Raw genomic sequence first — 18,520 nt, forward strand, 5'->3', positions numbered from 1 at the left:
ATCGAAGGACAGGGCCCTCACCATGGCAACCACCGCTCCCGAGCATTTCCAAGGTCACGTGGATCACCACGGGCACGCCGATCACGACCACAAGCCGAGCTTCTTCGCGCGCTGGTTCATGTCCACCAACCACAAGGACATCGGCACGATGTACCTGATCTTCGCGATCATCGCGGGGATCATCGGCGGCCTGTTCTCGGGCATGATGCGCGTCGAACTTGCCGAGCCGGGCATCCAGTACCTGGATATCTTCGCCCGCTGGTTCGGCGCCACCAATCCCGACTTCAACTCCACGCTGCATGTCTGGAACGTGCTGATCACCGCCCACGGCCTGATCATGGTGTTCTTCATGGTCATGCCCGCGATGATCGGCGGCTTCGGCAACTGGTTCGTGCCGCTGATGATCGGCGCGCCGGACATGGCCTTCCCGCGCATGAACAACATCTCGTTCTGGCTGACCGTGGCAGGCTTCATCTCGCTGCTGTGCTCCGCTTTCGTGCCGGGCGGCACGGGGCTGGGCGCGGGCACCGGCTGGACCGTCTATGCGCCGCTCTCCACCTCCGGCTCGCCCGGGCCTGCGGTGGACTTCGGCATCTTCGCGCTGCACCTTTCCGGCGCGGGCTCGATCATGGGCGCGATCAACTTCATCACCACGATCTTCAACATGCGTGCCCCCGGCATGACCATGCACAAGATGCCGCTCTTCGTGTGGTCGATGCTGGTCACCGCCTTCCTGCTGCTGCTCTCGCTGCCGGTCCTGGCCGCGGCGATCACCATGCTGCTGACGGACCGCAACTTCGGCACCACCTTCTTCGATCCCTCGGGTGGCGGCGATCCGGTGCTCTACCAGCACCTGTTCTGGTTCTTCGGCCACCCCGAAGTCTACATCATGATCCTGCCGGGCTTCGGCATCATCTCGCAGATCGTCTCGACCTTCTCGAAAAAGCCGGTCTTCGGCTATCTCGGCATGGCCTATGCCATGGTCGCGATCGGCGTGGTGGGCTTCATCGTCTGGGCGCACCACATGTACGCCACCGGCATGTCGGTGAACACGAAGATGTATTTCACCGCCGCCACCATGGTGATCGCAGTGCCGACCGGCGTGAAGATCTTCTCGTGGATCGCGACGATGTGGGGCGGCTCGCTGGAGTTCAAGAGCCCGATGGTCTGGGCGCTGGGCTTCATCTTCCTCTTCACCGTCGGCGGCGTGACCGGCGTGGTGCTGGCGAACGGCGGCGTCGACGACGTCCTGCACGACACCTACTACGTCGTCGCCCACTTCCACTACGTGCTCTCGCTGGGTGCCGTGACCGCGCTCTTCGCCGGGTTCTACTACTGGTTCCCGAAGATGAGCGGCCGGATGCATTCCGAGTTCCTCGCCCACGTCCATTTCTGGATCTTCTTCGTCGGCGTGAACATGATCTTCTTCCCGATGCACTTCCTCGGGCTGCAGGGTATGCCGCGCCGCTACCCGGACTATGCGGAAGCCTACCAGCACTGGAACCACGTCGCGACGATCGGCTACATGGTCATGGCCAGCAGCCTGGTGATCTGGTTCATCAACATCGCCTATGCCTTCCTGGCGGGCCGCAAGGCCGAGGACAGCTACTGGGGCGAAGGCGCGACGACGCTGGAATGGACGCTGACCAGCCCGCCGCCGTTCCACCAGTTCGAAACGCTGCCGGTGATCGAGGAAGCGGCGCACCATTGATCGATGCGCCGTCCCGGATTCGCGCGATTTGCGGCACCGGGACGGCCCTCGATTCGCAAGGACCTCGCTTTTCTGGGCTTTGCGCGTTGAAGGGGGCAGGTGTATGGGGCCAGCCATCATGACGACAACGAGTCCCTCCCAAGCCGCATCCCTGCCTGCCGACTGGCGCGATCTTCTTGCGCTGACCAAGCCGCGGGTGATGAGTCTTGTCATCTTTACCGGCCTTTGCGGCCTGCTTGCCGCACCCGAGCGGATCAATCCGGTCATCGCCTTCACCGCGATCCTGTGCATCGCCATGGGTGCGGGCGGCGCCGCCGCGCTCAACCAGTGGTGGGAGGCCGATCTCGACGCCGGGATGAAGCGCACCGCCGGACGCCCCCTGCCGCAGGGCCGCCTCGACCGCACCACCGCGCGCGATTTCGCTGGCGTGCTCTGCGCGGTCTCGGTGTTCCTGATGGGCTTCGCGGTCGGCTGGCTGCCCGCCGCGATCCTGGCGATCTCGATCATCTACTATGCCGTGATCTACACGATCTGGCTGAAGCCGCGCACGCCGCAGAACATCGTCATCGGCGGTGGCGCCGGGGCCTTCCCGCCGCTGATCGGCTGGGTCGCGGTGACCGGCCACGTCTCGCTCATGCCGGTCCTGCTCTTCGCGATCATCTTCTTCTGGACGCCGCCGCACTTCTGGGCACTCGCGCTCTTCGTGAAGAGCGACTACGCCAAAGTCGGCATCCCGATGATGCCGGTGGTCGCGGGCGAGAAGGCTACCCGCCAGCAGATCCTGATCTATGCCGTGCTGCTGCTGCCGCTTTCGGTGCTGCCCTGGTGGATCGGCGGAACCGGCGCGATCTACGGCGTTTCGGCGATCCTGCTGTCCTCGCTTTTCCTGGCGCTCTCGATCCGTGTCGGCCTGCGTCGCCGCAGCGGAGCGGACGACAGCATGAAGCCGGAAAAGCAGCTTTTCGGTTATTCGGTGCTCTACCTCTTCGCACTCTTCGCCGTGCTGGTGGTGGATCGCTTCATCGTCCTCTGAGGGATCGAAGCATGAAAGACGTCCAGCAACCCGACCCTCGCACCCCGGAAGAGATTCGCCGCAGTCGCAACCGGGTGCTGGCGCTCAGCCTGGCGGCTTTCGTGGTTCTGGTGTTCCTGATCTCCATTGCGAAGATGAGCTGATGGTCCAGGCTGCCGCTTCCGAAGCCGCCCCCTCCGAAGCTGCCGCCTCGCTTACCGAAGGCCGTCGCAGCAACCGGCGGGTCGGTTTGATCGCCCTGTCGATGGCTTTGCTGATGCTGGGCCTCGGCTACGCTTCGGTTCCGCTCTACCGCATCTTCTGTCAGGTGACCGGTTACGGCGGCACCACCCAGCGCGCCGATGAGACCAAGGCTGCGGGTGTGCAGGTGACCGACAGGACGATGTCGATCCGTTTCGACGCCAATGTCGAACGCGGCATGCCGTGGCAGTTCAAGCCGCTCCAGCGCACCGACACGGTGACCATCGGCGAGCGCGACATGGCGCTTTTCTGGGCCAAGAACGATTCGGACAAGGTGATCACCGGCACCGCGAGCTTCAATGTCGAGCCCGAGCAGGCCGCGCGCTACTTCAACAAGATCCAGTGTTTCTGCTTTACCGAACAGACGCTCCAGCCGGGCGAGGCGGTGAAGATGCCCGTGATCTACTACGTCGATCCGGCGATCCTGAACGATCCCGACAACAAGGACGTCGAGCAGATCACGCTGAGCTACACCTTCCATGTCACCAGCGTTTCGGACGCAAAGACACTGGACCACAGCCGAACGGGCGGTTAAGTCCCGGTACGGGATACAAATCACGGGGGGAGCATTACCCCACCGGACGAATCGAACACGGAAGTCGAGAACGGGGACGAAGGCACCATGGCCGGTACAAAGAATCACGATTATCACATTCTTCCGCCGGACATTGCACCGCTGGCCACGACCATCGGCGCCCTGACCTTCACCTCGGGCATGGTTCTGTTCATGCACGACATGGCGGGCGGAAAGTTCGTGCCGTGGCTGGGCCTCGCCATCCTGATCGCCTCGATGTTCATGTGGTTCTCCAAGATCATCAAGGAAGCGCACGCCGGCGATCACACGCCGGTGGTGCAGCTGCACCAGCGTTACGGGATGATCCTGTTCATCGCTTCGGAAGTGATGTTCTTCGTCGGCTGGTTCTGGGCCTTCTTCGATTTCTCGCTGTTCCCTTCGACCCTCGCCGAAGCGGTCGGCGGGCAATGGCCGCCCAAGGCGATCGAGGCGGTCATGGACCCCTTCGACCTGCCGCTGCTCAACACGCTGATCCTGCTCTGCTCGGGCACCACCGTCACCTGGGCGCATCATTCGCTGATCCACGGCGATCGTGACGGGCTGAAGAAAGGCCTCTGGGCGACGATCCTGCTGGGCGTGCTGTTCTCGTGCATCCAGGCCTACGAATATATCCACGCGCCGTTCCCCTTCGGCCAGAACACTTACGGTTCGGCCTTCTACATGGCGACGGGCTTCCACGGCTTCCACGTCATCGTCGGCACGATCATGCTGATCGTCTGCCTGAAGCGCGCCTACAACGGCGATTTCACGCCGCGCCAGCACTTCGGCTTCGAAGCGGCAGCCTGGTACTGGCACTTCGTCGACGTCGTCTGGCTGTTCTTGTTCATGGCCGTCTACGTCTGGGGCGGCTGGGGCTATCCGACGCACTGACGTTCGGCGGATAAGGGCACTTACCGCCTAAGGTTCGCAAAGAGGGCAGCCGCGCGCCGGTCTGCCCTCTTTCCCGTTGCAGCGCCCGGGGGATCACCATGCGCCGAATTCCCGTCATCGCCACTGTGCTCGTCCTTGTCGCCGTGGCCGTCATGATCGCGCTCGGCTTCTGGCAGCTTGACCGGCTGCACCAGAAGGAGGCGCTGCTGGCGCACTACGCCGGGGCGCAGCGCCTGGCGCAGGAAGTGGACTGGCCGCGCGACGCCCGCGGGCAGGAAGACCTGCTCTATCGCCATGCCCGGCTCGACTGCGTGGCCGTCACCGACCATTCGAGCATCGCCGGACGCAATGCCAAGGGCGAATCGGGCGCGGCGCAGACCGCCGACTGCACCTTGGCGGACGGGACGAGGGCGCGCGTCGTGCTCGGCTGGTCGCGGCTGCCGATGGCGGCGGGCGGGTGGCCGGGCGGCGAAGTCCACGGCGTGATCGCGCCGGGGCCAAGGCTCGTCGCCTCGCCGCCGCTCGCGGGGCTGGACGCCAATGCCGTTCCCGACCCCGCAGATATTCCCAACAACCACTTCGCCTATGCCGTGCAGTGGTTCATCTTCGCGGCCATGGCCCTGGTGATCTACGCGCTAGCGGTAATCAAGCGGAACAGGGCATGAGCGCAAATCCAGCACTCTGGCCAGCACTCCGGCCGGCATTTCACTTCGCAGGGCTTTAGGAATTGTTCTCGCCAAACCCCAACGACAGGCTTTTCATTTCGCGCCCCTGCGGCTAACCGCGCCTCCATGGACTATATCAGCACCCGCGGCAGCGCACCGGCGCTCGATTTCGAAGGCGCCACGCTCGCCGGACTCGCTTCGGACGGCGGCCTCTACGTGCCGCGCGAATGGCCGCGCTTCTCAAGCGAAGAGATCGCCGCCCTGGCGGGGCTGCCTTATGCCGAGCTGGCCGCGAAGATCATGTTCCCCTTCGTCGAGGGCAGCCTGACCTATGACCGCCTGCTGGAACTGACCACCCAGGCCTACGGCCGCTTCGCGCACAAGGCGGTGACGCCGCTGAAGCAGCTGGACGAACAGCAGTGGGTGCTGGAACTGTTCCACGGCCCCACGCTGGCCTTCAAGGACGTGGCGCTGCAACTGCTGGGCCTGCTGTTCGAGGAATTCCTCGGCCGATCGGAGCGTAACCTCACCATCGTCGGTGCCACTTCGGGCGATACCGGTTCGGCCGCGATCGACGCGGTGGCCGGCCGCGCCAAGGTCGATATCTTCATGCTGCACCCCAAGGGGCGCGTGTCCGATGTGCAGCGCCGGCAGATGACCACGGTGCTGGCGCCCAACGTCCATAACATCGCCATCGACGGTTCGTTCGACGACGCGCAGGCCACCGTGAAGCGCATGTTCAACGACAAGGCGATGACCGACCGCTTCGCCATCGGCGCGGTGAACTCGATCAACTGGGCGCGCCTGATGGCCCAGGTGGTCTATTACTTCGCCGCCGCGCTCCAGCTGGGCGCGCCGCACCGCAAGGTCGCCTTCTCGGTGCCGACCGGCAACTTCGGCGACGTCTTCGCGGGTTACGTCGCCGCGCAGATGGGCCTGCCGATCGAGAAGCTGATCGTCGCCACCAACGTCAACGACATCCTCCACCGCGCGCTGGCCGAAGGCGACTACTCGCAGGGCACCGTCACGCCGACCGCCGCGCCTTCGATGGACATTCAGGTTTCGTCCAACTTCGAACGCCTGCTGTTCGACCTGAACGGCCGCGACGGCAAGGCGCTGGCCGAACAGATGGCCGGGTTCGAAGCCAGCAAGGCCATGCAGCTTACCAACGCGCAGCGTGAAGGCGCTGCCGCACTGTTCTCCTCCGCCCGCACCGATGCCGACGAGATGTCGCAGGCCATCCGCTGGGCCTGGGAGAACTGCGGCGAACTGATCGATCCGCACACCGCTTGCGGCCTCTTCGCCGCGCGCACGGCCGGAATTGACGCGAGCATCCCGGTCGTCACGCTCGCCACCGCGCATCCCGCCAAGTTCCCGGACGCCGTCGAACGCGCCACCGGCCAGCGCTCCGGCCTGCCCGCGCGCGTCGGCGACTTGTTCGAGCGTGAGGAAAAGTGTGTCGAACTGACCGGCGACTACGAATCGATCGCCAGTTTCGTGGCCCAGCACGCGAGCCCGAAGATCTGATGGCACGCCTGGAAACCCAACCCGTGATCCTCGCCGGAGAGGGCTGGGACGATTACGGCCTTGTCGATTCGGGCCACGGCCGCAAGCTGGAGCGCTACGGCGATTACCGCTTCGTGCGCCCCGAACCGCAGGCGATGTGGACCCCGCGCCTCGAAAACTGGGATGCCCACGGCGAATTCGTGCCGGGTTCGGACGAGGACGGCGGCGGCAGGTGGCTGTTCGACAAGCCGGTGCCGCGCGAAGGCTGGCCGCTGGCGTGGAACGAAGTCAGCTTCACCGCGCAGTGTACGCCGTTCCGCCATCTCGGCTTCTTCCCGGACATGGCGCCGGTGTGGGACTGGATGCGCGAGATGCTCGCGGGCAAGAGCGACGCCAATACCCTGAACCTGTTCGGCTATACCGGCGTCGGCACGCTGGCGCTTTCGGCGCACGGTCCGGTCACCCATGTCGATGCCTCGAAGAAGTCGGTCGGCCAGGCGCGCGAAAACGCGGCGCTGGCGGGGCTGGAGGATCGCCCGGTCCGTTGGCTGATCGACGATGCCGCCAAGTTCGCCGCGCGCGAAGTGCGCCGCGGCAAGCGCTATGACGGCATCATCCTAGATCCGCCCAAGTTCGGCCGCGGCCCTACCGGCGAGACCTGGCGCCTGGAGGAAAACCTTCCCGGCCTGCTCGCCGATTGCCGCCAGCTTCTGGACGGCGACAGCAAGTTCCTGTTCCTCACCGTCTATGCCGTGCGCATGTCGTCGCTGGCGCTGGCCGGACTGATGGAAGAGCTGTTCCGCGATCTGCCCGGCACCATCGAGCACGGCGACCTTTCCGTCCGCGAGGATGTCCTTCGACAGGCTCTGGATGAGCGGGAAGGTCGCCTGCTGCCGACGGCAATCTTCGCGCGCTGGCGCAATAACGGCTAAGGCGCGCTCCATGACCGATTCGCTCCTTCTCGAAGTCGCCGATTTCGAACACGACGTTCTCACCGGGATCTACTCGGAAGAGACCGGCAAGCCGCAGCCGCTGCGCTTCACCATCCAGGTCTCGATGAAGCCGATCGAGCGCTACACGCCCGATACGCCGCTGACCGAGAGCAAGAACTACATGGATCTCAAGTTCGCGGCCAGCGAAGCGCTGCCGCAGGGGGTTCATTTCAAGCTGATCGAGGCCGTGGCCGATCACGTCTGCGAGACGCTGTTCCTGCAGGACGCGCGAATCACGGCGGTAACGGTGAAGATCGTCAAGCTCGCCATTGCCGAAGCGGGCGAGAAGATCGGCATCACGCTCACCCGGCAGCGCCGCTAAGCCATGATCCTGCGCGTCGGGCCACTGGCGGACAATCCGCTCGATGCCGCCGCGCGGTTCCATGCCGAAGTCCTTCCCGAAGCGCGCGCCGTACTGGCGAGGGGCAGCGACCTGACGCTGGTTTTCCCGGTCGCCGCCCGCGATCATCGCGGCTGGCGGCTGGCGGCGGTGCAGGAACTGGCCCGCCAGTACGCACCCCGCCGCGTCAATGCCCTCTCGGGTGCGGAAGAGGCAGGGTTGGCCGCCACCGCCGAATGGCTGGCAGGCGCGGAAAGCATCACCGGCCAATACCTTCGTCTTGATGAAATCGGTGCGGGGAGCGTAGTATCCCCGCAGCAATGAGCACCGCTTCGCCTCTCGTGGACCAGTTCCGCCGCCGCATCACCTATTTGCGGCTTTCGGTGACGGACCGGTGCGACTTGCGCTGTGCCTATTGCATGCCGGAACGCATGACCTTCCTGCCCAGGAAGGACGTGCTCAGCCTGGACGAGCTGCACGAACTGTCGCTGGGCTTCATCGCGCGCGGCGTCACCAAGCTGCGCCTGACCGGGGGCGAGCCGCTGGTCAGGCGGGACATGATCGAGCTGGTGCAGGCGCTCGGCCGCAAGCTGGGTGATGGCCTGGAGGAACTGACCCTCACCACCAACGGCACCCGGCTGGCCGAGTTCGCGGACGATCTGGCGGCGGCAGGCGTGAAGCGAATCAATGTCTCGCTCGATACGCTGGACCGCGAGACCTTCCACCGGATCACCCGGCGCGATTCGCTGCCGCAGGTTCTGGAAGGCCTCTCGGCGGCGAAAGCGGCCGGAATCCGGGTCAAGCTGAACACGGTGGCGCTGGAAGGGATCAACCGGGCGGACATCCCCGATATCGTCGGCTGGGCGCATGGGCAGGGCTTCGACGCGACGCTGATAGAGGTCATGCCGCTGGGCGAAGTGGAGGAAGATCGCTTCGATCATTACCTGCCGCTTTCGCAGGTTCGCGATGATCTCGAACGGCGCTGGACGCTTCGGCCCAGCGATCACCGCACCGGCGGCCCGGCCCGTTATTTCGACGTGGCGGAAACGGGCGGCAGGCTGGGGCTGATCACCCCGCTCACCCAGAACTTCTGCGAAGGCTGCAACCGCCTGCGGGTCACCGCGACCGGGCAGCTTTTCGCCTGTCTCGGCGGAAACGAACAAGTGGACCTGCGCGCCGCGCTGCGCAGCGAAAACCCTGCCGCCGCGCTCGATGCCGCGCTCGATACCGCGATGCGGATCAAGCCGGAGCGGCATCATTTCGCCATCGACCGGCGCGGCGCGGCTCCGGCTCTGCCACGGCACATGTCGATGACCGGGGGCTGACCCATGGCCCTGCAACTCGTGTTCCTGGGGCGGCTGGAGGATCTGGCCGGAAGCGGCAGCCGCGAGGTCGCTTTCGCGTCGTCGCTGTCGGCCGTGATCGCGGCGCTGGAGCCGCAGCTTGCCGAAGCCGTCAGCGCACCGCGCATCCGCTATGCCGTGAACGGCGCGCTCTTGCCGGGGCAGGGGCATTTCGAAGCGGACCTTCGCGACGGCGACGAACTGGCCTTCCTGCCGCCGGTTTCTGGCGGCTGAGATGACGGTACGGATCCAGCTCCTGACCGAGCCGTTCGATGCGGCGGACACGCTGCGCACGTTCACCGATGCCCTGCCGGAAGCGGGCGGCGTGGTCAGCTTTCTCGGCCAGGTCAGGGCGGGCGGCGGGCCGGGGGGAGACGTCGAGGCGCTGGAACTGCGCCATTACGAGCCGCTGACTTTGCCCGCGATGCAGGCGCTCGGCGAACGCGTGATGGGGCGCTGGACGCTCGACGGCCTGGTCATCGTCCACCGCAGCGGCACGATGCTGCCGGGCGAGCCGATCGTGCTGGTCGCCGCTGCCGCGCGCCACCGCCGCGATGCCTTTGCGGCGGCCGATTTCACGATGGACCACCTCAAGAGCGAATCGTGGTTCTGGAAACGCGAGAAGGCGGCAGGCGCATGGCGCTGGATCGAGCCGCGCGAGCAGGACATCGAGGATCTCGCCCGCTGGCTGTGACGCGGGCAGGATAAAAACTCAGGCAGGATAAAAGCGATCCCGCGATCCGGTTTGACCGGCATCAATTCATCATCGGCGCAAACGGTTCATGAGCGATTCCACAAGGAGATCACGCCTTGGAGGATTGAGCCATGACGCAGCGCCTCGATAAGCAGCAACTTCGCGAACTCGCCGTCGGCCACGAAAAGCCGGTGAATGACAGGGTTCCGACCACGGTGGATCGTGGCTTCGGCCTGCCGACGCCGATCTACGCGGTGACAGTGGCGCTTTACCTCGGTTTAATCGGCGTCATGGCCGTCTCGTTCCTCAACCCGGAACTGGCGATCCCGATGGTGATCTTCGCAGGTTTCGTGGTCTTCGCGTTCGGACTCGTCGGGTTCTGGACGCGGATGAAGCCCGAAAACGATACCGTGGCGCCGGACTGGGGGCAGTTCCGTGCGCGCGGCATCGAGACTTTGAGCGGAAGGCTGACGGCAGGCGAGGCGACCATTCAGGTCCTCATGCTGCCCGTGCTGATCCTGGGATGGGGACTGGCCGTCGCCGTCATCGTCGCCCTGAGGTGATCACTCGGTGATTGTACCTCCCGATCGTTGACCTGGGCCGGGGGGCTTTCAGGTCGGGTCGGTCTGCTTGGAGAACCCCTCCCTTCGCGAGAAGGGAGGGGTTTTATTTGTTTGAGAATCCGCCTTGAGGCGGATTTTGGCGGCACCGGCCCGAGTTTTTGTTGGGTGCGCTCGTCACATCCGTGACGAGCTTGCGGCACCAGCCCACGCCCCCACCCACCACCCGCAGGATACTACCGTTGGGTGGTGGGTGGGGGCGTGGGCTGGCGCCGCCTTAAAAATGCCCGTCGGGCATTTTTAACTCCTCAACCGCGAATCCAGCGCGGCGATGGTCTCGTTCTGACTGTTCACCAGCCCTTGCACCTGGCTCCGCGCCGTATCGATGGCCTGGGCGCTGGGCGATTCTTCCACCGGCTCGGCCTGGCGGGCATCGGCATAGAGCGAATCGAGATCGGCCAGCGCAGCCACGGCGGTATCGCGGCTGGCCTGGAGCGCGGAGACGGCGACCTGGGCGGAAACCCAGGAATCGCTCGTGCGCGAGGCGCCGGCAGCGGCCGAGACGGCGCGCTCGGCGGCGGGGCGCTTTCCGGCGAACTGCCTGTCCGCATCGCGCGCGACTGCCAGGAGGCCGTCGATTCGCGTCGAGAGGTCCGCCGTGGGCGGCGGCAGGGGCACCGGGGCGGGCTGCGGCTCGGCGGCGGCGGGCATCGCGCTGCGCTCCACCTCGCGATAGGCCAGCGACGGATATGTTGCTGCGGTGGAGCAGGCGGCCAGGCCGATCGGCAATGCGGCGGGCAGGAGCAGCGAGAGGAAACGGGCTTTTGCGCGGATCATGCCCGTGCCATAGCACGTCGCCATGCAATCGCGAGCGTCAATCGCGGTGCAGGCTATTAGGCTTTTACGGCGGAACCGCGTGACTCCTTGGTTGACACGAATCGGTCGCTGGACTAACGGCACCCTTCTTTCCGGCACCTCGTGAAAACGAGACTGCCGGCGCGTCGCCCGCAAGGCTCCACGGTTCCTTCCTGGACCAGAGCGGCCGGGGCAGAGTTGTTTCGGCCTGTTTAGGGCTCATTGAGATTAGGTAAGGGCACCATGTTCGCAGTTGTGCGCACGGGCGGCAAGCAGTACCGGGTTGCCGCCGGAGACAAGATCGCGGTTGAAAAGCTGGCTGGTGAAGCCGGTGAGACCATCACGCTGGGCGACGTTCTGCTCGCCGGCAACGAAGGCGAAGTCGCCGACGCCTCGAAGATCACGGTTTCGGCCGAGATCATCGCGCAGGCCAAGAGCGAAAAGGTCGTGGTGTTCAAGAAGCGCCGCCGCCACAACTATCGTCGCAAGAACGGCCACCGCCAGCAGATGACCCTGCTGCGCATCGTGTCGGTCGCCTGAGCCAAAGATCGGAAGGACTGAGCAATGGCACATAAGAAAGCAGGCGGTTCGTCGCGTAACGGTCGCGACTCTGCGGGCCGCCGCCTTGGCGTTAAGAAGTTCGGCGGTCAGGAAGTGATCGGCGGCAACATTATCATCCGTCAGCGCGGCACCCGCGTGTATCCGGGCGTGAACGTCGGCATGGGCAAGGATCACACCCTGTTCGCCACCGCCGAAGGTCGCGTGCGTTTCCACGACGGCAAACTTGGCCGCAAGTACGTCTCGGTAGACGTCATGGCGGAAGCCGCCGAATAATTCGGATGGTCGGTAAAAGGGCCATCCCGACGGGATGGTCCCGCCGATCCTTCTGAGGATCGGCTGAACGAGGGAGAGGGGCCAGCCCGTCTCCCTCTTTTCGTGTCTCCCTCTCGCACGGCGCAATTGTCTGGCGAGGTGACTGATCCGTACAATTTCTTACGAATTTGCGCGGATATTTCAGGCTCTTCGGACGTTGTGCGTAATCGCAATGTCACGCGCAAAACCTAGAGGAAGCGCGGGGCGGATGAGTGGAGATACTCTATGTTCGTTCGCAGCGAACGGCTGTTTCTGCGGCCCGGCTGGCCCGAGGACCAGGACGAGTTCCTGGCCCTGATCGCCGATGAAGGCGTCGTGCGGAACCTGACCCGTGCGCCCTGGCCCTATACTGCCGGCGATGCCCGCGCATTCCTGGGCGCGCCGCAGGACATGCGGCTGCCGCGTTTCCTGATCACCCAGCCGGGCGCCCACGGCACCCGCATCGTCGGCTGCATCGGCCTGTCGCTGCTCGATGGCGAGGTGAACCTCGGTTACTGGATCGCCCGCGATCACTGGGGTCAGGGATTCGCGAGCGAGGCGGCGCAGGCGGTTCTCTCGCTGGCGCGGGCGATCGGTCACAGGCGCATCGTCGGCAGCCACTTCATCGACAACCCGGCGTCGGGGCGCGTTCTGGAAAAGGCGGGTTTCAGCCCGACCGGGCGTGTCGTCGAACGGTTCAGCATGGGCCGGAACGCCAGCTGCCTCTCGCGCGAATATGCCGCGGAACCCGATTCGCCCTGCCGATCCGGTGATGCGCTTGGCGGCGACTGCCCGAATCCCGACCTCGGCGGCGGACAACCGCTTGCGGCGTGAAGCAGAGCGTTCTCATAAATAGCTGAAAATACCGCTCTCTCCGGCGCATCCGTGCTGCGCCGGAGAAGGCTTCCTGACGGCTGCAGGACGGCACAGCAAAACCCGTGCAAAGCAACTCTCTTTGTGCATAGTATGGGGCGCGGAAATAATAAAAACGGAGAACCGTCACATGTTCGTCCGCACGGAGAGATTGTTCCTGAGACCCGGCTGGCCGGAAGACGTCGAGGAATTGGTGGAAGCCATTTCCGACGAGGCGGTTCAGCGAAACTTGGGCGTCGGCGAACTGCCGCGTTCGACGCGGGCCATGCGCGATTACCTGAGCAGGCCGCGCGATCCGCGTCTGCCGCACTTCTTCATGTATCTGCGCGCGCCCGGCGGCCCCAAGCTGGTGGGCGGGATCGGTCTCGGCCGGATCGAGGACGAGGTAGAACTCGGCTACTGGATCGCACCGGCCCATCGCGGCCGGGGCTTCGCCCGCGAGGCGGTGCGCGCCGTGCTCGCGCAGGCGCGGTCGCTGGGCCACCGCCGTGTCGTGGCGAGCCAGTTCGCGGACAATCCCGCGACGCGTGATGTGCTGGAGGAGACGGGATTCTCGGATAGCGGCAATGAGCGGGAAAGGTTCAGCGAAGGACGCGGCGTGCCGGTGCGGGCGCGAATCTACGTCGCCAATCTCACGGATCGGCCGTTCCTGCATGCGGTGGGATCTTTGTCGAGTGCGCCATTCGCATCCGCGAATGGCTAGCGGCACCGGCCCTCTCCCCCACCCGACCTCCCACGAGTGTATCCTGATGGGAGGTCGGGTGGGGGAGAGGGCCGGTGCCGCTTAAAAATGCCCTTCGGGCATTTTTCTCACGCGGAAAGCTCCAGCCACTTGGGCGCGAGCTTGGGGTCGATGTCCTCGACCCGCAAGTGATCCACCGCGAGGCCGAGTTCGGGATAGGCGGCCCGGCGGCGCTTCTCGTCCGAGCGGGCGAGCGGCACCACGATGAGGCGGCGGTTGACCTTCTGTCGCCAGTTCATCCGCGCGGTGTTTTCCTGCCCGACATAGCAGCCCTTGGTGAAGCTGACCCCGTTCAGTTCCACCGCGTTGCATTCCAGCCAGAGCGTTTCGCCATCGCCCAGTTCGGCGCGGCCCTCGGGCACGCCCATGGCCAGGCGATGCGCGCGCCAGGCGGCGTCGGCGCCTTCGGCTTCGGATGGATCGGTGGGATCGACCGGCGCGAGCCAGCGTTCGCCGAGGCCGTGATGGCGCGGATCGGGCGCGGCGCCGTCTCCGGTATGGGGGCGCCAGTGGACGGCGAGCGAATCGTCGCGGGCAATGTCGATGGCGCGGCGCAGGCGGTACATCGACAGGCGCTTGACCAGCGCATCGGCGACTTCGGCCTCGCAGTCGATCAGCAGCCCCTTTCCGCCGGGCCAGACGATGAAGTCGAACAGCGCCTTGCCCTGGGGCGAGAGCAGCGCGGCCCAGGTGGGCAGCACTTTCTGCACGTCGGCCGTGACCAGCCCCTGCAGGAAGGCGCCTATGTCTTCATTCGAATCGGGGCGGGGGGAGAGCCGGATCACGGCGCGGTCGAACAGTCGGCTGGCGGTCATGGCCGATAAGTGGGGCAGTGCGGCGCCTTGCGCAAGTGCCGCGGAATTTCAGACGGCGCTCTTCGCCAGGCGCTCGCGAATCTCGTCGAGCACCCAGACGGCGGCGGGGCCGGGAGGGCTGTCCTTGCGCCAGAGGGCGACGAGGGCATAGTCCTTCGAGGGCCGCTCGGGCAGCTCCAGCTCCAGCAGTTCGCCGCTGGCCAGATCGGCGGCGATGCGATGGTGCGGCATCGATCCCCAGCCGATCCCTTCCTTCAGCAGGGCATGCTTGGCGCCGAGATCGGCCAGCCGCCAGGATCGCGGACTGAACACCGCGAAATCGCGCCCCTCGGTCAGCGGCGAACGGTCGGTGAGCACGAGTTGCAGGTGCTTGCGCGCTTCTCCGGGCGGGATAGGTCCGGGAACGGCGAGGGGGTGGCCCGGCGCGGCGACATGGGTCATCTCCACCGAGCCGACCGTTTCGCGCTGGATCTCCGGCAGGTCGACGATATCGGGACCGGCGATGGCGAGAGTCGCGCGCCGGTCCAGCACCAGCGCGGCCACCGCGCCCAGCGCCTCGACATGGAGGCGCAGCGGCACGCTGGGGAACATGACCTGGAAATCGCGCAGCAATCTGGCCAGGACGTTGCCCGGCACCATGACGTCCACGGCCAACGAGAGTTCGGGTTCCAGTCCCTGCCGCAGGCTGCGGACTTTGGCGAGCAGGGCATCGACATCGTCGGCAATGGCATGGGCCTCGCTCAGGAGCGCGCGACCCTGATCGGTGAGCTTCGGCTTGCGCGAGCCCTCGCGCTCGAAAAGGCGGACGTCAAGCTGGGTTTCGAGCTGGGCGATGGCATAGCTCACCACCGAAACCGCCCGTCCCAGCCTGCGGGCCGCGCCGCCGAAGCTGCCTTCTTCCACCACGGTCAGGAAGGTGCGGACGTGATCGAGGCTGGGCGGGGCAATATCGACCATGGCAGGCCTTCAGCTTAGTTGAACATTTCGATCCATTTTATCCCAATTATCGGGAGGCCTCGCAAGGCCTAGATGAAAGACAAGCAAGCCGCAGGTCGCGGCAGACCATCCACCAGGGCCAATTCGCACAGGAGGGCCATATGATCGAAGTTCGTCCCTTCGCCAGCCTCGGCGCCGCCGATCACGGGTGGCTCGACGCCCACCACCACTTCTCCTTCGCCGACTACCACGATCCCGCGCGCACCAACTGGGGCCGCCTCAGGGTGTGGAACGACGATACCATCGGCCCGCGTTCCGGCTTTCCGCCGCACCCGCACCGGGACATGGAGATCATCACCTACGTCCGCACCGGGGCGATCACCCATCAGGACAGCCTAGGCAACAAGGGCCGTACCGGCGCGGGCGACGTTCAGGTCATGAGCGCGGGCACGGGCATCGTCCATTCCGAGTTCAATCTCGAGGACGAGGCGACGACCCTGTTCCAGATCTGGATCCTGCCCGACCACCGCGGCGAAGCCCCCGGATGGGGTGCGCGGCCTTTCCCGAAGGACGACCGCGCGGGCCGTTTCGTGACTCTCGCCAGCGGTATCGCCGGTGACGAGGACGCCCTGCCTATCCGTGCCGATGCGCGCGTTCTGGGCGCCACGGTCAAGGCCGGCGACACCGTCACCTACCAGACCGAACGTGGCCGCCATGCCTATCTGGTCTCGGCCAGGGGCCGCATCCGGGTGGGCGACGTCGAAGCGCAGCCGCGCGACGGCGTGGCGATCACCGGGATCGAAACCATCACCGTCACCGCCATCGAGGACGCCGAACTGGTCCTCGTCGACGCGGCCTGATTCTCCCACGACATCTCATCCAGATATCTCATCAACGAGGAAATCGACATGACCGGACGTATTGCCCATCCCAAAGTCGAAAAGCTGATCGTCGATCGCTGGTCGCCGCGCGCCTTCGACGGTAGCGAGATTCCGCAGGAAGACCTCGACGTGATCTTCGAGGCGGCCGGTTGGGCGCCTTCGGCCTACAACGTGCAGCCCTGGACCTTCCTCTATGCGAAGAAGGGCGACGCCAACTGGGACCTGCTGCTTTCGCAGTTGATCGAGTTCAACCAGGGCTGGGCCAAGGATGCCTCGGCGATCGTCTATGTCGTGTCCGATAGCCAGATGCGTTCGGACAAGGGCAATTCGGACAATCACAGCCACAGCTTCGATGCCGGTGCGGCATGGGCCCTGGCCGCGCTTCAGGCGCAGGCGCTGGGCTATCATACCCACGGCATGACCGGGCTGAAGTTCGGCGAGGCCGAAAAGGCGCTCGGCATTCCGGCCGACCACCGCCTGGAAGCCGCCTTCGCCATCGGCCGCATGGGCGACAAGAGCCAGCTTCCCGAATTCCTTCAGGAACGCGAAGTCGCCTCCAACCGCAAGCCGGTGGCGGAGATCGCCAAGGCAGGTAAGTTCGCCTGACCCGTCCTTAGGGCGCTCCGGGCCCTCCCCCTCCTGTCACCGGAGCGTCTGTCGGCCCGGTCCGCCTCTCCCTGGGCGGACCGGGCTTTTGGTTTGGGAAACCCACCTCAGAACTTCTTCTTCACGCCGACCATCACGCGGTTGCTGGTGGTGCCGTTGGGAAAGACTTCGGCTTGCAGATGAACGTCGGCGGCGGTCGTCTCGTCCAGCTTCATTTCCAGGCGCGGCGGGCCTTGCGGCACATCGTAGCCTTCCGGCAGCGGGCGCAGGCGCTCCTTCTCTGGATCCGGCGCGCAGACGACGATCTCGCCGGGGCGGCCTTCGGGGCAGCGCGGAGAAATCACGCTGTAGTTCGCGCCGGACGAACTGCGCATCTGTCTGAGATCGAAGGCGTCGAGGCTCTGCTCGGAGGCGGAGAGGGCAGCAGGGGAAGCGTCGAGTGCTGGCATTGTCGGCTCCGGGAGGAGCGCCGAGGCAATCACCCGAAGATGGCTCAATTGCGGCAGGATGTGTGAAGAACCCCGTTACAATCCTGCTATCGCGCGCCCAAGCACGACTGGCCTCGCCATCGCGGCGGGGCAGGTCCATAGGCGGCCCGCTCGCGGATGATATTGCAAGGAGGTCGGGCTCGGTGGCGATGGGATGGTTGAACAGTGCGGGGTCTGGCCTGAAGGCCTATCCGGCCTGGCTGCGCGGGGCTTTCGGCGGCCTTCTGGGCATTGCGCTGGCGGGCGGCGTGACCATGCTGCTCGAAATGAAGGGCCCGGAACTGAGCGGGCTGATGGGCGGCCTTTCGGCGCTTCCGTTTCTCTTGGCGCCGCTGGGCGCTTCGGCGGTTCTGGTCTTCTGCGTTCCGGCCAGCCCGCTGGCGCAGCCCTGGCCGGTGATCGGCGGGAACATGATTTCCGCCGTGGTCGGCCTGTCGATGGGGCACCTGCTGGGCAATCCCTGGCTGGCCGCATCGACCGGGGTGGGGTTGGCGATCGCGGTCATGTCGCTTACCCGCAGCCTCCATCCGCCGGGCGGCGCCTGCGCGCTGCTTTATGCGCTGGGCGCCACGGGTGAGCAGCACTGGGGCATCGGCTATCTGCTGCCGCTGGCGTTGAACCTGATATTCCTGTTCCAGGCGGGCTGGCTCTACAACAACCTGACAGGCCACGCCTGGCCCCACCGCGCGCCCAAAGTGCAGCACAAGGCCCCCGAACCCTATACGCGCGCCGATATCGAAGGGCTGCTGGCGGAGTGGGACGAAGTGCTTGACGTCGATGTCGACGATCTCGACGCGTTCGTTCAGGCGCTTTTGAAAAAGGGGAAGAAGGGGTGAAGGAACCTGAGCTCTTGTCGAGTGCGCCTTCGACATCCGTCGAAGGCTAGCGGCACCGGCCCACGCCCCCACCCGACCTCCCATCAGGATACACTCGTGGGAGGTCGG

At 65.5% G+C, this 18,520-nt stretch carries 25 protein-coding genes; 21 read left to right on the forward strand and 4 right to left on the reverse strand.

The features are described 5' to 3' along the window. Positions 1–22: 22 nt before the first annotated feature. From ctaD to NTCA1_RS16135, 14 genes are all read left to right on the forward strand, one after another. Positions 23–1,711: a cytochrome c oxidase subunit I gene (gene ctaD / locus NTCA1_RS16075; protein WP_086492991.1), complete on the forward strand. Its 1,689-nt coding sequence runs from the start codon at positions 23–25 to the stop codon at positions 1,709–1,711. A 118-nt stretch (positions 1,712–1,829) separates the two neighbouring features. Beyond that, positions 1,830–2,744, forward strand: a complete 915-nt coding sequence (locus NTCA1_RS16080; RefSeq protein ID WP_133084848.1) for a heme o synthase — start codon at positions 1,830–1,832, stop codon at positions 2,742–2,744. Between the two features lie 11 nt (positions 2,745–2,755). Next, on the forward strand, positions 2,756–2,887 hold the full coding sequence (locus tag NTCA1_RS28990) for a hypothetical protein (RefSeq protein WP_255490511.1): 132 nt from the start codon (positions 2,756–2,758) through the stop codon (positions 2,885–2,887). Further along, the gene (locus NTCA1_RS16085; protein WP_086492992.1) at positions 2,887–3,519 is read left to right on the forward strand and encodes a cytochrome c oxidase assembly protein; all 633 of its coding nucleotides are present in this window, start codon (positions 2,887–2,889) and stop codon (positions 3,517–3,519) included. The genes NTCA1_RS28990 and NTCA1_RS16085 overlap by 1 nt, the downstream gene beginning before the upstream one ends. Positions 3,520–3,606: 87 nt before the next feature. After that, a complete protein-coding gene (locus NTCA1_RS16090; RefSeq protein WP_133084847.1) occupies positions 3,607–4,428 on the forward strand; it encodes a cytochrome c oxidase subunit 3 in 822 nt (273 codons plus the stop codon). Positions 4,429–4,526: 98 nt separating this feature from the next. Further along, positions 4,527–5,093 carry an SURF1 family protein gene (locus NTCA1_RS16095; RefSeq protein WP_133084846.1) on the forward strand — a complete coding sequence of 189 codons (567 nt, stop codon included), beginning with the start codon at positions 4,527–4,529 and terminating at the stop codon, positions 5,091–5,093. 126 nt (positions 5,094–5,219) lie between these two features. Further along, positions 5,220–6,620 carry a threonine synthase gene (thrC, locus tag NTCA1_RS16100; protein WP_133084845.1) on the forward strand — a complete coding sequence of 467 codons (1,401 nt, stop codon included), beginning with the start codon at positions 5,220–5,222 and terminating at the stop codon, positions 6,618–6,620. Continuing rightward, a complete protein-coding gene (locus tag NTCA1_RS16105; protein ID WP_133084844.1) occupies positions 6,620–7,531 on the forward strand; it encodes a class I SAM-dependent methyltransferase in 912 nt (303 codons plus the stop codon). The genes thrC and NTCA1_RS16105 overlap by 1 nt, the downstream gene beginning before the upstream one ends. A gap of 10 nt (positions 7,532–7,541) precedes the next feature. Further along, complete coding sequence (locus NTCA1_RS16110) at positions 7,542–7,913, forward strand: dihydroneopterin aldolase (RefSeq protein WP_086492997.1); 372 nt, start codon at positions 7,542–7,544, stop codon at positions 7,911–7,913. 3 nt (positions 7,914–7,916) lie between these two features. Continuing rightward, positions 7,917–8,255, forward strand: coding sequence for a Rossmann fold domain-containing protein (locus NTCA1_RS16115; protein WP_133084843.1), 339 nt, complete (start codon positions 7,917–7,919; stop codon positions 8,253–8,255). After that, positions 8,252–9,256, forward strand: a complete 1,005-nt coding sequence (moaA, locus tag NTCA1_RS16120; protein ID WP_133084842.1) for a GTP 3',8-cyclase MoaA — start codon at positions 8,252–8,254, stop codon at positions 9,254–9,256. Before NTCA1_RS16115 ends, moaA begins: the two co-directional genes overlap by 4 nt. A gap of 3 nt (positions 9,257–9,259) precedes the next feature. Continuing rightward, complete coding sequence (locus NTCA1_RS16125; RefSeq protein ID WP_133084841.1) at positions 9,260–9,508, forward strand: MoaD/ThiS family protein; 249 nt, start codon at positions 9,260–9,262, stop codon at positions 9,506–9,508. 1 nt (position 9,509) lies between these two features. Then, positions 9,510–9,968, forward strand: coding sequence for a molybdenum cofactor biosynthesis protein MoaE (locus NTCA1_RS16130; protein WP_086493001.1), 459 nt, complete (start codon positions 9,510–9,512; stop codon positions 9,966–9,968). A gap of 131 nt (positions 9,969–10,099) precedes the next feature. Further along, positions 10,100–10,531, forward strand: coding sequence for a hypothetical protein (locus tag NTCA1_RS16135; protein ID WP_133084840.1), 432 nt, complete (start codon positions 10,100–10,102; stop codon positions 10,529–10,531). A gap of 297 nt (positions 10,532–10,828) precedes the next feature. Here NTCA1_RS16135 and NTCA1_RS16140 read toward each other — a convergent pair whose 3' ends face one another. Then, positions 10,829–11,365, reverse strand: a complete 537-nt coding sequence (locus NTCA1_RS16140; RefSeq protein ID WP_133084839.1) for a hypothetical protein — start codon at positions 11,363–11,365, stop codon at positions 10,829–10,831. A gap of 261 nt (positions 11,366–11,626) precedes the next feature. Here NTCA1_RS16140 and rplU point away from each other — a divergent pair, with 261 nt between their 5' ends. From rplU to NTCA1_RS16160, 4 genes are all read left to right on the forward strand, one after another. Next, positions 11,627–11,923: a 50S ribosomal protein L21 gene (gene rplU, locus NTCA1_RS16145; protein WP_021233963.1), complete on the forward strand. Its 297-nt coding sequence runs from the start codon at positions 11,627–11,629 to the stop codon at positions 11,921–11,923. Positions 11,924–11,947: 24 nt separating this feature from the next. Continuing rightward, positions 11,948–12,217 carry a 50S ribosomal protein L27 gene (gene rpmA / locus NTCA1_RS16150; protein WP_086493003.1) on the forward strand — a complete coding sequence of 90 codons (270 nt, stop codon included), beginning with the start codon at positions 11,948–11,950 and terminating at the stop codon, positions 12,215–12,217. 264 nt (positions 12,218–12,481) lie between these two features. Further along, positions 12,482–13,069: a GNAT family N-acetyltransferase gene (locus NTCA1_RS16155; RefSeq protein ID WP_133084838.1), complete on the forward strand. Its 588-nt coding sequence runs from the start codon at positions 12,482–12,484 to the stop codon at positions 13,067–13,069. A gap of 169 nt (positions 13,070–13,238) precedes the next feature. Then, a complete protein-coding gene (locus NTCA1_RS16160; protein WP_133084837.1) occupies positions 13,239–13,811 on the forward strand; it encodes a GNAT family N-acetyltransferase in 573 nt (190 codons plus the stop codon). Between the two features lie 107 nt (positions 13,812–13,918). On the opposite strand, the gene NTCA1_RS16165 is transcribed toward NTCA1_RS16160, so the two are convergent. Beyond that, positions 13,919–14,665: a folate-binding protein YgfZ gene (locus NTCA1_RS16165; RefSeq protein ID WP_133084836.1), complete on the reverse strand. Its 747-nt coding sequence runs from the start codon at positions 14,663–14,665 to the stop codon at positions 13,919–13,921. 48 nt (positions 14,666–14,713) lie between these two features. Beyond that, complete coding sequence (locus NTCA1_RS16170; RefSeq protein ID WP_133084835.1) at positions 14,714–15,622, reverse strand: LysR family transcriptional regulator; 909 nt, start codon at positions 15,620–15,622, stop codon at positions 14,714–14,716. A 140-nt stretch (positions 15,623–15,762) separates the two neighbouring features. On the opposite strand from NTCA1_RS16170, the gene NTCA1_RS16175 reads away from it, so the two are divergent. Both NTCA1_RS16175 and NTCA1_RS16180 read left to right on the forward strand, forming a co-directional pair. Next, a complete protein-coding gene (locus NTCA1_RS16175) occupies positions 15,763–16,461 on the forward strand; it encodes a pirin family protein (protein WP_133084834.1) in 699 nt (232 codons plus the stop codon). Between the two features lie 48 nt (positions 16,462–16,509). Continuing rightward, positions 16,510–17,088: a nitroreductase family protein gene (locus NTCA1_RS16180; RefSeq protein ID WP_086493009.1), complete on the forward strand. Its 579-nt coding sequence runs from the start codon at positions 16,510–16,512 to the stop codon at positions 17,086–17,088. 107 nt (positions 17,089–17,195) lie between these two features. On the opposite strand, the gene NTCA1_RS16185 is transcribed toward NTCA1_RS16180, so the two are convergent. Continuing rightward, positions 17,196–17,537: a hypothetical protein gene (locus tag NTCA1_RS16185; RefSeq protein ID WP_236549379.1), complete on the reverse strand. Its 342-nt coding sequence runs from the start codon at positions 17,535–17,537 to the stop codon at positions 17,196–17,198. A gap of 188 nt (positions 17,538–17,725) precedes the next feature. Between NTCA1_RS16185 and NTCA1_RS16190 the strand changes: the two genes are divergently transcribed. Beyond that, positions 17,726–18,412: an HPP family protein gene (locus NTCA1_RS16190; protein WP_133084885.1), complete on the forward strand. Its 687-nt coding sequence runs from the start codon at positions 17,726–17,728 to the stop codon at positions 18,410–18,412. The last annotated feature ends 108 nt before the right edge of the window (positions 18,413–18,520 follow it).

This window comes from Novosphingobium sp. TCA1 (genome assembly GCF_009811895.1).
Taxonomy (GTDB): Bacteria; Pseudomonadota; Alphaproteobacteria; order Sphingomonadales; family Sphingomonadaceae; genus Novosphingobium; species Novosphingobium panipatense_A.